Annotated in this window: 13 protein-coding genes and 1 other RNA gene; 7 read left to right on the plus strand and 7 right to left on the minus strand. The window is 32.2% G+C overall.

The window, feature by feature from the left end; all coding sequences use genetic code 11:
- Positions 1-135 precede the first annotated feature (135 nt).
- Entirely contained in the window at positions 136-822 is a 687-nt protein-coding gene (ung, locus tag AOQ87_RS01250; protein WP_080626537.1) for a uracil-DNA glycosylase, read from the plus strand.
- A gap of 9 nt (positions 823-831) precedes the next feature.
- Here ung and grpE read toward each other — a convergent pair whose 3' ends face one another.
- The gene (grpE, locus tag AOQ87_RS01255) at positions 832-1,449 is read right to left on the minus strand and encodes a nucleotide exchange factor GrpE (RefSeq protein WP_080626538.1); all 618 of its coding nucleotides are present in this window, start codon (positions 1,447-1,449) and stop codon (positions 832-834) included.
- A gap of 111 nt (positions 1,450-1,560) precedes the next feature.
- Here grpE and AOQ87_RS01260 point away from each other — a divergent pair, with 111 nt between their 5' ends.
- From AOQ87_RS01260 to ssrA, 3 genes are all read left to right on the plus strand, one after another.
- Complete coding sequence (locus tag AOQ87_RS01260) at positions 1,561-2,457, plus strand: NAD(+) kinase (RefSeq protein WP_080626692.1); 897 nt, start codon at positions 1,561-1,563, stop codon at positions 2,455-2,457.
- A gap of 473 nt (positions 2,458-2,930) precedes the next feature.
- A complete protein-coding gene (smpB, locus tag AOQ87_RS01265; RefSeq protein ID WP_080626539.1) occupies positions 2,931-3,416 on the plus strand; it encodes an SsrA-binding protein SmpB in 486 nt (161 codons plus the stop codon).
- Positions 3,417-3,437: 21 nt separating this feature from the next.
- Positions 3,438-3,807, plus strand: a transfer-messenger RNA (tmRNA) gene (gene ssrA, locus AOQ87_RS01270).
- 13 nt (positions 3,808-3,820) lie between these two features.
- Here ssrA and AOQ87_RS01275 read toward each other — a convergent pair.
- The 6 genes from AOQ87_RS01275 to aspS all read right to left on the minus strand — a co-directional run bounded on the left by AOQ87_RS01275 (position 3,821) and on the right by aspS (position 9,259).
- Complete coding sequence (locus tag AOQ87_RS01275) at positions 3,821-4,228, minus strand: hypothetical protein (RefSeq protein WP_080626540.1); 408 nt, start codon at positions 4,226-4,228, stop codon at positions 3,821-3,823.
- Between the two features lie 17 nt (positions 4,229-4,245).
- Positions 4,246-4,383, minus strand: coding sequence for a hypothetical protein (locus AOQ87_RS02790; RefSeq protein ID WP_080626541.1), 138 nt, complete (start codon positions 4,381-4,383; stop codon positions 4,246-4,248).
- Positions 4,384-4,528: 145 nt separating this feature from the next.
- Positions 4,529-6,166, minus strand: coding sequence for a chaperonin GroEL (gene groL / locus AOQ87_RS01285; protein WP_039719659.1), 1,638 nt, complete (start codon positions 6,164-6,166; stop codon positions 4,529-4,531).
- Between the two features lie 45 nt (positions 6,167-6,211).
- Positions 6,212-6,505, minus strand: coding sequence for a co-chaperone GroES (locus tag AOQ87_RS01290; protein ID WP_039719660.1), 294 nt, complete (start codon positions 6,503-6,505; stop codon positions 6,212-6,214).
- Positions 6,506-6,753: 248 nt separating this feature from the next.
- Positions 6,754-7,233 (minus strand): crossover junction endodeoxyribonuclease RuvC, encoded by a 480-nt coding sequence (ruvC, locus tag AOQ87_RS01295; RefSeq protein WP_080626542.1) that lies wholly within the window; start codon positions 7,231-7,233, stop codon positions 6,754-6,756.
- 298 nt (positions 7,234-7,531) lie between these two features.
- On the minus strand, positions 7,532-9,259 hold the full coding sequence (aspS, locus tag AOQ87_RS01300; protein ID WP_080626543.1) for an aspartate--tRNA ligase: 1,728 nt from the start codon (positions 9,257-9,259) through the stop codon (positions 7,532-7,534).
- Between the two features lie 286 nt (positions 9,260-9,545).
- On the opposite strand from aspS, the gene cmoA reads away from it, so the two are divergent.
- From cmoA to argS, 3 genes are all read left to right on the plus strand, one after another.
- Positions 9,546-10,274 carry a carboxy-S-adenosyl-L-methionine synthase CmoA gene (gene cmoA, locus AOQ87_RS01305; protein WP_080626544.1) on the plus strand — a complete coding sequence of 243 codons (729 nt, stop codon included), beginning with the start codon at positions 9,546-9,548 and terminating at the stop codon, positions 10,272-10,274.
- 2 nt (positions 10,275-10,276) lie between these two features.
- A complete protein-coding gene (cmoB, locus tag AOQ87_RS01310; RefSeq protein ID WP_039719663.1) occupies positions 10,277-11,248 on the plus strand; it encodes a tRNA 5-methoxyuridine(34)/uridine 5-oxyacetic acid(34) synthase CmoB in 972 nt (323 codons plus the stop codon).
- A gap of 171 nt (positions 11,249-11,419) precedes the next feature.
- Positions 11,420-13,168 (plus strand): arginine--tRNA ligase, encoded by a 1,749-nt coding sequence (gene argS, locus AOQ87_RS01315; RefSeq protein ID WP_080626545.1) that lies wholly within the window; start codon positions 11,420-11,422, stop codon positions 13,166-13,168.
- Positions 13,169-13,280 lie beyond the last annotated feature (112 nt).

Raw genomic sequence — 13,280 nt, forward strand, 5'->3', positions numbered from 1 at the left:
AAATCTCTTCTGAGATTTCTTTGTTTCTATTAATTCTGTGCGTTAATGATCAAAAAAAACAGACCGAGATTGTAACTTTTTACAATTCAGCAAGATATAATTCTATAAAAAAATGAAGATTCATCAATACAACCAATGATAAAAGAAAAAAGAGAAAACAACTTTAATTGGACGAAATTTCTTTCACAAGAAAGCAAAAAACCATATTTTATAAAGATTATAAAAAAAATAAAAGAGGTAAGAAATTCTGGAAAGATAATATATCCGAAAGATGAAGATATTTTTAACGCATTACACTATACTGAATTTCAAAAAATCAAGGTAGTCATCTTAGGGCAAGATCCTTATCATCATCCGAATCAATCTCATGGTCTGTCTTTTTCCGTTTTTCCAAGCGCTAAAATCCCACCTTCTTTAAGAAACATTTACAAAGAACTAAAAGATGACGTAGTAAACTTCAAAATACCGAATCATGGGTGTTTGATAAAATGGGCAAGACAGGGTGTTCTTCTATTAAATAGTATACTAACAGTTGAAAGAGGAAAACCACTTTCTCATGGTGATATCGGTTGGCAAATATTTACAGATAGAATCATTTCCCAAATTAGTTTACTGAAAAGTGGGGTAGTTTTTCTGTTATGGGGAAATTTCGCCAAGAGGAAAAGGAAAGTAATAGATGAAAACAGACATTATATCCTTGAATCCACACATCCTTCTCCGTTCTCTTCAAATTTTGGATTTTTCGGGTGTAAACACTTTTCAAAAACAAACCGAATATTGAAGGAACAAAAATTGAAGTTAATCGATTGGAACTTATCCTAGTCGGATCCTTCATTCCCTTTTTTTCGCATTCACAACAACCATAGACGGTCGTAACAATCTGCTATGAATGGTATAACCTTTTTGGACTATATCTATTATTTTATTATCTTGATGTTCTTCTGAATTGATAGTTGAAACAGCTTCGTGAAACCTAGGATCGAACGGTTCTCCAATTTGAACGTCAATAGGTCGTATCCCATATTTTTTAATAACAGATAGAAATGATCGAATAGTCAACTGAACACCTTCTAAAATCAATGAAAAACCATTTTCTGCGTTCTTTGTTAAAGATATGGATCTTTCCAAATTATCTATAACAGATAGGAGATCATAAGAAAATTTCTCTAAAGCAAATTTGTGCGCCTTCTCCATATTCTTTTCAGATCTACGTATAATGTTTTCTACCTCTGCTTTTGAGCGAAGAATGATTTCCCTTTCTCTTTTCTCAAAAGACCCTAACTTTTCATTCAGCTCTTTAATCAAAGAGCCATATTTTTCTTCCTTTTTAGAAAAATCCTCTTTTAATATCTCATAAACATCGTCTCTTTTTGTAGAGTTCATCTCTTTTGGTTCCTCTACAGAAAATTTTTTATTTTCGTGATTTTTACGGTCTTTTATAGTATTCATAAACTTTCTCTCGTTTATAATCGATTGCTGACCAATCGATTAACTTTTTCTACTATTATAGTAACAAAAGTTCGATATTCAATAGGATTATTATCTTCGACAAGGAAAATTATGCTTCGTAAAAACTCAAAAAAAGTATTTTTTTTTAAAAATATAGGCGTCGTCGGTCGAATCAAACATCCATCAGTTTTAAAGACTTTTAAAAATCTTTGTATTTGGTTGAACAGAAAAAACTACCACGTAATGATCGAAGATGATTTAACTGATCATTTAAAATATGATAAAGGGATCATTTTCAGCGATATTCACGAAATAGGGAAACAAGCAGATCTAATTGTTGTGATAGGAGGGGATGGGAGTATGTTGAATGCCATGAGAAAATTTTCTAAATATGAACAAAAAATTATTGGAATCAACCATGGAAAGTTAGGGTTCTTAACTGATTTGAATCCAAATCATGTATTGAATCAACTATCTAAAATATTAAACGGTTCCTTCTTCCAAGAAAAAAGATTTTTGTTAGATGTACGAGTCGATAAGAAAAAAAAAAAGATGTTCAACAATCAAGCTATTAACGAAATCTCCTTCAATTCTTGTAAGATAAAGAATATGATTGATTTCGAAGTTTTCATCGATAGAAATCTAGCCTTCTTTCAAAGATCTAATGGTCTCATTATATCAACTCCAACTGGATCTACGGCACACTCCCTTTCCATCGGAGGTCCAATATTAACTCCAAACCTAAATGCGATTTTGTTAGTTCCAATTTTTCCACATTCCATTTGTTTTAGACCGCTTCTAATTCATGGAAATAGTCGTATTAAATTGAAAATAAAAAGTCAAAGTAACCATCAAGAAATTAATTGCGATGGACAAATCGTACATTCCATCCATTATGGAGATGAGATATTGATCAAAAAGAGTAACTATACAATCAACTTGTTACATCCAAAATATTTTGATTACTTTAAAAATCTGAAAAATAAGTTGGGTTGGGGAAAATTTTAAGTCTTTAAAGATCTTCGGTTTTCATCATAGACGTATGAAATATCAAGAAGTTATAAAATATATCGTTTAAAGAATAGATTATTCAGTTTATATTAAATTAATTTTTTTTGAAGATAAGGAGATATATCTTATAGAAGATCAACCCTAGAAAATGAAGACCTCAAAAATAATAAATCTCGATTTATATAGCGATATTCATTATCAAAAAATTAAAATACATGAAAATAAAAAATATAGAAACACATCACATAATTCTAACAATGACAAACTTTTAATCGAATTATTGTCATTAAACTGGAAGAATAATCGCTAGAAATATCCCCATGTATGGGACCAATAAAGTTTTATCAACTAATCGATATCTTAAGAACGAATCTATTAAGTTTGAGATAATATTATATAATTAACATATCGTGAAAATGATCATCTTAAAAAACTTCCTACAATAAAACAGAGAATAAATAAAATGAACCATGATAAGAAAAGATAAAAAAATTCAAATGATTGCATTCAACAAAAAATCCTTTTATAACTATTCAATACAAGAAATAATTGAAGCAGGGATAATCTTATACGGATGGGAAGTTAGATCAATTAGACAAAAAAAAGTAGATATTACAAATAGTTACATAACAATTAAAGATAAAGAAGTGTATGTATTAGAAATGAACATCACTCCAGAAAAAACTGTCACCACTCTTAAAAAATCTTCAGACAAAAAAAGACCTAAAAAACTCCTATTAAAGAAAAATGAAATTCTTTCTATTAGTTCTTATATTAATCAAGAAAGATGTGCAGTTGTTGTAGTATCTTTGTATTGGAAAAAAAATATATGCAAGATAAAGATTGGAATAGGAAAAGGAAAGAATAAATATGACAAACGTGCCAAAATCAAAGAAAATGAGTGGAGGATAAATAAAATAAGAACTTTAAAAAATCTCAATTTTATGTTAGAATGATGGTGTTTTCGTTGCTTATAAGGGGCTGAATAGGGTTCGACGAAATTTATTGATCTTGTAACAGCATGTCGAGTGGATTTCTCGTTTAAAAATCCGAAAAAATAGTTGCAAACACAAAAAAGTACACGTACGCGCAAGCAGCTTAACTATTCTTTAAGAGTAGTGTAGTTTTCGTGTCCTACTTATCTTTCTCTTCGAAAAGTAGGGGTCAAGAAGAAGGGATCGCATACAGTTTTTCTTATCGTTCTGATATGCAAAAATTAGATAAGATAGTCAGATGTTTCAGAAAAGTTTACTTAAGTACTTCTGATAAATAAATCAGTAAACTAAACATGTAGAAGTAAAAAGTGAAAAGTTTCGGACGCGGGTTCAAATCCCGCCAGCTCCATGAGTTAGTTCGATTATCACGATCTGACTCTACACCTGGATTCATAAGTTCTTTCTTTGGTATTGATCTTAATTGTATCTCCAACTCTTATGAAATACGGGACTTTTATGATAGCTCCCGTTTGGAGAATTACAGATTTCCACTCTCCGACACAACGATCACCAAACTCTTTTTTATCAACTGTATGAATTACTTTTAATGTTACGAACTTCGGTAATCTGATAGATATTGGACGATCCTTCCAAAATATTACATCACATCTTAACTGATTTGGGATCAAATCCACCTGATCTTTAATTCTTTCTTTTGAAATACAAAACTGATCATATCCTTCTTCTCCCATAAAAAACCAAAAATTTCTATCATTGTAAATATATATTGATCTAATTTCTAAAATACTATCCGTTATTATAATCGATCCCATCGATTTAAACGTTTTTTCTAAAACTCTATTGGATGACAAACGATCTGTAACCTTACAAAAGGTTTACCTTTTCCTGGATTGACAAACTCAGATTTTAAACACTCGTATGGTTCCTTTCTGTATATGATCTTTGTTCCAGATTTAATTTTATTCATTTCAACCAGTAAAGATATTCTTAAAAAATCTCATGAACTTCAAAATTAAGCACCAAAAAAAAGAACCTAGAAAAGTAAAATCTAGGTTCTTTTCATAAAAGTAACTAAAGCTCAATCTAATGTAAGAAGTTGAATTCCTTTCATCTTACATCATTCCACCCATTCCTCCCATTCCAGCAGAAGGATTCATTTCTGACTTATCCTCCTTTGGAAGATCAGTAATCATAGCTTCTGTAGTTATCATCAATCCAGCTATAGATGCAGCGAACTGTAGAGCAGATCTAGTTACCTTCGTTGGATCTAAAATTCCCATTTCCATCATATCTCCATATTTTTCTGTAGAAGCGTTATATCCGTAGTTATCCTTTCCTTTCTTAACGTTATTAACGACAACAGCAGCTTCTCCTCCAGAATTTTCCACGATCTGTCTCATCGGAGATTCCATAGCTCGTAAAGCTATCCTAATTCCAACAGTCTGATCTTCATTCTCTCCATTGAGCAAATCGAGTCTTGTGGCAACTCTTACCAAAGCGATACCTCCACCAGCTACCACTCCTTCCTCCACAGCAGCTCGAGTAGCATGTAATGCATCATCTACTCTTGCTCTCTTTTCCTTCATCTCGACTTCTGTAGCAGCTCCAACTTTAATTACAGCTACCCCTCCAGATAATTTCGCTATCCTTTCTTGCAATTTCTCTCTATCATAATCGGATGTAGCTTCATCTCTTTGTTGCATAATCTGCTTAACTCTATTTCTAATGGAACTCTTTTCTCCAACACCGTCTATTATCGTAGTAGTATCCTTGTTGATCACGACTCTTTTAGCTTGACCAAGATGTTCTATGGACGCTTTTTCTAGCTCCATCCCGATTTCTTCAGAAATAACCACGCTGTTCGTTAATATCGCGATATCTTGTAGCATTGCTTTTCTTCTATCACCAAAACCAGGAGCCTTCACAGCAGCAACTTTAACAATACCTCTCAGATTATTCACAACAAGCGTAGCCAGCGCTTCCCCTTCTACATCTTCTGCGATAATTAGAAGAGGTTTGCTAGATTTCGCTACATTTTCCAATACCGGCAAAAGTTCTCTGATATTGGACACCTTTTTATCTACTAAAAGTATATAAGGATTTTCTAATTCTGAAGAACCTGAGTCTGGTTTGTTAATGAAGTAAGGAGATAAATATCCTCTATCAAATTGCATCCCCTCAACGACTGCCAACTGATCTTCTAGTCCAGAACCTTCTTCTACTGTGATCACACCTTCTTTACCCACCTTTTCCATTGCATCTGCTATGAGCTTTCCAACTGACTGATCTGAATTGGCAGAAATCGTTCCAACCTGCTCAATAGCTTTGTTATCATCACAAGTTTTAGAAAGTTTTTTTAACTCTTCTACGGCTGTAGATACCGCTTTATCTATTCCTCTTTTAAGATCCATAGGATTCATTCCTGCTGCTACTGCTTTTAGACCTTCACTAACAATCGATTGTGCTAAAACAGTGGCAGTTGTCGTTCCATCTCCTGCCGCATCATTTGCCTTGGAAGCAACCTCTTTCACCATTTGAGCTCCCATATTTTCAAACTTATCTTCTAGCTCTATCTCCCTAGCTACTGATACCCCATCTTTTGTAATAGAAGGAGCTCCGAAAGATTTATCAAGAACGACATTTCTTCCCTTAGGACCCAATGTTACTTTTACAGCATCTGCAAGAATATTGACTCCTCTCAACATTTTTGCACGAGCTTCACTACCAAATTTTACATCTTTAGCTGCCATTTTTTTTTCCTTTTAATTCGTTGATCTAGAAACATAAGAGAAAAATTATTTCTCAACTATTGCAAGAATATCACTTTCTGACATAATCAGAACTTCTTCATTATCGATTTTTTCCGTTTTCACACCATATCCATCGTTGAATATAACAACATCTCCTATCTTTACATCTAACGGTTTATTTTCTCCATTCTCTAATATCCTTCCTTTTCCTACGGCCAATATCTTTCCTCTGGTTGATTTGCCAGCAGCAGAACCAGTCAGAACGATTCCACCAGTAGATTTGGATTCAACTTCCTCTCTCTTGACAATCACTCGATCGTGTAATGGACGAATCTTCATCGACAGATCTCCTATAAATAAAATCTAAGTAAGTACAAGTTATTTTTGTTCTGTAGGAACAGTTTGGAATCACCGTTCTCATGAAATGAGATGGGGATAAATCAGATTAGTTCAAGGGTAGTTATTGAAATATTTCAAAAATAACCAATTCTTCATTGAAGTGTTCTAGATGTACCTTTATAAATGCTCGATATGATAAAAAATCTTTGAATAAACGAAGCAATAGAATTTTACTTTGCACGCGATTATTATTTAATATACCTTTCGGATAAGGTATGAGCTATCGCAACCGCTAAAGCATCAGCTACATCTTGCTGAGGATAAAAAGATAATTTTAATATCGTATGAACAGCGCGTTGGATTTGTTCTTTTTTAGCAGAACCTGTTCCAACAACTGACTTCCTAACTTGCTTTGTCGAATATTCAAAAACAGGTAATCGATTGTTAACCGCAGCTAGTATTGTGACGGCTTTGGCTTGACCTAGTTTTAACGCAGAGCTAACGTTTTTTGATACGAAGATCTGTTCTACTACAAAAATATTAGGACGATACTCACGGATGACATTTTGAATACCATCGTAAATGATTTTCAATCTTCTTGGTATATCTAAGATCAACCTGCTTTTAATGTATCCTCCATCTATGTAAAGAATCTGTCCTCTATTTTTTCGTACTATCCCGTACCCCGTAATATGAGATCCAGGATCAATACCAAGTACAGTATCCATATTTTACCACCATATATTCCTATCAGATTTATTTTGGAAGATACAACAAAAATATTCTCGAAATCTACATGTAGAATACCGCTTTAGAATTCCTATATAACTCTTCGAATAATCACGGTCATCAAAACTCTGCTCGATGATCAATTAACGAAGGATATCGTCATATAACGATCTTAATGATCGTACTCGATACAGCGATCTTTAAATGAATATAAATGGCTAATCTTTGTATTCTATGAAAAGAAAATTTCACATGTAAAAATAGTTTTGATGTTCATAAAGTTGATCAAAGAACAGATCAACCCGTAATTTTACTAGGAGCGTTCGTCATAAGACAAGATGCAGAAGTTGTTTTAGGAAAAGCGATAACATTTTTTATGTTCGTCTGATTCAACATTATCATCATTATTCTATCTAACCCGAATGCAAATCCAGCATGGGGTGGAGCTCCATATTGCATTGCATCTAGTAAAAAACCGAACTTACTTATTTGATCTTTTTCTTCTATTTGCAATATCTTAAAAATTTCCTTCTGTATTTCTCTTTTATATATTCTAACAGATCCACTTCCAAGTTCTTGTCCGTTAATCACCATATCATATGAATCAGAGATAACTTTCGTTGGATCCGATCGTAATTTGGATAGATCACATGATTTTGGTGATGTAAAAACGTGATGTGTAGGTTTCAAACTTCCACTCTCTTCCTTTTTAAACATTGGAAAATCGACTATCCATACTGGCTTCCATATATTTTTTTTTGTGATGTTCAGATCTTCTCCTATCTTTAGTCGAATATTCCCCATGAATCGATTTACTAGAGATTTTTTCCCAATTCCAATACATATCATATCTCCATCTTTTAGATGAAAAGTTGAAGAAAGTAAACGAAACATATCCATATCTAAAAATCCATGAAAGATCTTTCTATTTAGTCTATCAATTATATTCGAACTTACCTCTACAAATAGAAAATGTTTAATTTTAAATTTCGAACCGATATTTTGATATTCTTTTAAGCAATCCGCATTGGTTTTTTTCAATGGTGATTTGACGTGAATTAAAATACAATTGTCTTCTAAAGAACAATATTCCATGAAACGATTGAATCGAAAGGATTGCAGAAGAGACGTGATGTCAACTAGCTCTAAATAATTTCTGAGATCTGGTTTATCCGTCCCATATTTACGAACAGCATCTTTAAACGTTACTTTCGGAAAACGATCTGGAAGATCCACTCCTAAAAATTTCTTCCAAAGTTTACAAATGAATTCTTCTATGAACCTTCTAATCTGCTTCGAACTGATGAATGACATTTCTATATCAAGTTGAGTAAATTCTGGTTGACGGTTCGATCTAGAATCTTCGTTACGAAAACATCTTGCTATCTGATAATAGCGTTCGAATCCAGATATCATTAACATCTGTTTAAACATTTGAGGAGATTGTGATAGTGCATAATAACGGTTATTTTTTATTCTGCTTGGAACAAGGAAATCCTTAGCTCCTCCATCCGTTAGATTAGATAAATATGGAGTCTCAATGTTGATGAATCCATTCTTATTCATGAATTCATGGATAAAATAGGTGATTTCTGACCGTCTAACTAATATTCTAGTTATATCTGGATTTCTTAAATACAAGTATCGATACTTCAGTTGTATTTTTTCGGATGGAATTTGACGAAAACTGATATCTATTGGAAGTGCTTTCGATGTATTGAGGATATTCAAAGAAACGACTATAACCTCTACATCTTTTTTGATGTAACCTTTAGTTTTTCTTATTCTCCCTTGAACAACCCCTGATGCTGTAATACAAAACTCCTGTTGCAACTCTAACGATTGAAGAAAGATGGATGGAGAAACTTCTTTTGAACAAACCGCTTGTACAGTCCCTGTCCTATCACGTATATTTAAGAAAGTTAAGTTTTTCAGAAAACGTAAGTCGTATATCCATCCTAAAATAGTTACAGAATTCCCAACATGGGAAGAATTTATTTCTCCGCAGAAACACGTTCTTAACATAATTTTCTCTAAAATCTCCTAAGTTTGAACAACATATCTCTACTATTTTTCATAAAAATATGAAGAGTTATGTTGAACGATCTAATTCAATTACATTGATATTTATTAAACTACATGTTCAAGATATACTCAATAAAGATTATTTTAAGATCGTTAAATGAACAAGAAACTATTGAATTAAATATTTTAACATCATAACGGAATACATTTACGATCAATTCTTAAAATCTTAGGACACTGTTCAAGTATGAATTCCTCATCAAAATTTTAAATAGTCTTACCATTTATGAAAAAGAAAGATCAATTATCTAAAAAATATCTAACTTCAGGTAGTTGGAAATTTAATCGAAAGGTTTCAGAAGTATTTCACGATATGGTGCATAGATCCATTCCGGGATACAAAAATATCTCTGATACGATCGGATATTTTTCTCAAAAATTTGTACAACCAAAGAGCAATATATACGACCTAGGATGTGCGATAGGGGGAGTTACCGAATCTATCATCAAATACGTAAAGAATGAAGATTGCAAAATCATCTCTATAGACAAATCGTCAGATATGATTGATGAATTTAAAAAAAGATTTTCTAACAAATATGGAGAAAATTTTTCAGTAAAAATCATGAAGCAAGATGTGCTTAAAACAGATATCAGAAACGCATCAGTAGTGATTTTGAATTTTACATTACAGTTCATTCGACCTTCCAAAAAATCGTATATCTTAAAAAGGATCTATAATGGTCTTAATAAAGGTGGAATCTTAATCCTCTCGGAGAAAGTGAGATCAGAAAATAAAGATAACTTGTTTATAAACGCACATAAAGATTTTAAATTGTCAAATGGGTATAGCACTTTAGAAATTTCACAAAAGGAAAGAATGTTGAAAAATGTCATGTTTGTAGAATCAATCAGACAGAATCGATATAGGCTGAAACATTCTGGTTTTCGTCGTACTGTACTGTGGTTTCAATACTTGAATTTCATATCATTAATCACATTTAAATTACAATAGAGATGTTACATTTCATAAAGTTTTATGAGGCAGTGTTCATTATCTTTTCCGAAAAATGGATAAAGATCTCTTCCAATAGAATTAAAAAATGGAAAAATTTTTTTACAAATAGAAAATTCGACCATTTTTTAAAAATCGTCGATAAACTACCTAAAGTGAAACCAGATGTATTAAATATCAAGACCGAAATTTCAGTAAAAAATCTCACACAAGATAGTGAGTTTTTAAGAAAAAAAATAAAAAGTTTGTTGCTTCAACTTTCTCCTTGGAAAAAAGGTCCATTCGATTTGTATGGACTAGAGATCGATTCAGAGTGGAGGTCTGATATGAAGTGGAACAGAATTATCCCTCATATATCTTCGCTGAAAAACAGGACAGTTCTTGATGTAGGATGTGGAAACGGATATTATTTATGGAGGATTCTTGGAGAGCAAGCAAAATTTATCATAGGAGTAGATCCATCTATTTTATGTTTTTTTCAGTTCAAAGCGGTTGAAAGACTCATCGGTCAAAAAAAAAACGTAAACTTTTTTCCAATGCGAATCGAACATATTCCTTATCTGAAAATTTTTGATACAATTTTTTCGATGGGAGTGATCTATCATCAACCATCTCCTATAGAACACTTAAGACATCTGAATAATCAACTAAAAGATGGAGGAGAGTTGGTTCTAGAAAGTTTAGTGATCCAAAAACAACACCATGATTGTTTAGTACCAGTTGAAAGATATTCAGGTATGAGAAATATCTACTTCATTCCATCGGTCGATATGTTGAAAGTTTGGTTAAAAAAATGTGGTTTTTCTAATATCAAAATCATTAGTCAGACATATACTTCAATAGAAGAGCAGAGGTCGACTGATTGGTCCAATTTTAGTTTGTTGGAGAATGTAGTACATTCAAATGATCCGAACATCACTAGAGAAGGTTATCCTTCCCCTATCAGGGTGATCGTGTTAGCTAAAAAATCTTAAAGATAAACCATTTTGGGTCAGATATCAAGATTAACTACTCAATAGATTTTATGATAAAAGCGACGAATGTAACATATTCAAAGTTGTACAGGATACCTTTCAAGATTTGATCGTTTTCAATTTCCATCCGATTCATATATTTAATTTTTTACGATTTTATAAATTTTCAGAATGAACATTAAACAAATTATCCAAGAAAAGATACGATCTATAGTAACCTTTGAAAATTTCTGTGACAGCGTTGAAGTTCGAGTGCGTTTTTCTAAAAATAGGAAAACATTCGGAGATTATCAGATAGAAGGATTATCCAATATTTTAAAATCAAATCGAATATCTTTGGAAACTTTCAAAAGAAAGTTATGCTATCTTTTTTCAAAGGAAGAGTATATAAAAAGTATAAAAATAATCGAACCGAATTTCATCAATATCTTTCTTCATGAAAGATGGATCTCTAGACAGATAGATACAATTTTTTCGAAGGATCGTTTAGGTGTCTCTCAAGATAACTATCAAAAAAAAATTGTTACAATAATAGACTACTCTTCCCCAAATATGGCGAAAAACATGCATGTTGGACATTTAAGGTCTACAATCATTGGAGATACAGTAGTGAGGGTATCAAAATTCCTAGGGAAGAAAGTGATCAAAGCAAATCATATTGGAGATTGGGGTACTCAATTTGGAATGATTATAGCCTATTTGAAGGAAATACTAAGAAAAAATTGTGTGAAAAACATAACATTAGAAAAAATTGAAGATATTTATCAGAGATCTAGAAAAATTTTTGATCAAAATGGACGATTCTCCCATATTTCTAGAAGATATATTCAACAATTACAATCTGGAGATGATGAATTACTCACTTTATGGAACGATCTCGTTCAGATTACGATATTAGAAAATCAAAGAATATACGATCTTCTTGGAGTATCCCTTAATAAGGGAGATATAGTAGCAGAAAGCTTTTACAAGGATATGTTGCAAGATATAGTCGAAGATTTAAAACAAAAAAAAATAGCGGTGATACACAATGGGGCCGTGGTGGTCTATTTAGACGATTTCAAAAATCATCATGGAAGATCTTCAGCCGTGATGATTCAAAAGAGCGACGGAGGGTATCTATACGCAACCGTCGAAATTGCCTGTTTAAAATATAGATGTGAAAAGTTAAAGGCAGATCGTATCATATATTACGTTGATTCAAGACAAACACGTCATTTACAACAATCTTGGGCTATCGCTAGGAAAGCTGGTTATATCAAAAAACGAGTAAAACTGGAACATCATCAGATCGGTATGATTTTAGGAGAAGATAAAAAACCGTTTCGAACTAGATCTGGAAGGAACATTAAATTATTTGATCTTCTGAAGGAATCAATTACGAGGGCAAGAAAATTCATTGTCGATAAAAATTCTGAACATCTTAACAAAAGAAGTATCTCTCGAACTGCGCGTAAGATAGGAATCGGATCAGTTAAATATTCTGACTTATCTAAAAATAGAAAAACGGACTACGTATTTGATTGGAATAATGTATTTTCATTCATCGGAAACACTTCTTCATACATCCAATATACGTATTCTAGGACAAAATCTTTAATAAATAGATCGAATATAAGTCCTAAGGAACTGAAAAATGATTTCTACTTATCTGACAGGTATGAGAGAGAATTATCTATACAATTGTTGAGGTTGGAGGAAGTGTTACAAGACGTCTCCAAAATGGGTTTACCGAACATCTTGTGTTGTTACTTATATGAATTATCTAATATATTTTCAAAATTTTATGAACATTGTGCTATTCTACATTCAATAGACGACATTCAAAAAGAAAACAGAATTAAGTTAGTCTTCTTAACTGAGAGAACCATAAAGATCGGTTTGAATCTTTTAGGAATTCAAACCGTGTCAAAGATGTAAAACCTAATCATTACTCTGATAAGGCACATTACGTTTGATCTATTCATTTGATATGACATTTGTTCTGAAGATTGATAGAATCTTTAAACAACGACTTTTCATAAAGTTTAAA

The sequence above is a fragment of the Candidatus Riesia pediculischaeffi genome (assembly GCF_002073895.1).
GTDB lineage: Bacteria > Pseudomonadota > Gammaproteobacteria > Enterobacterales > Enterobacteriaceae > Riesia > Riesia pediculischaeffi.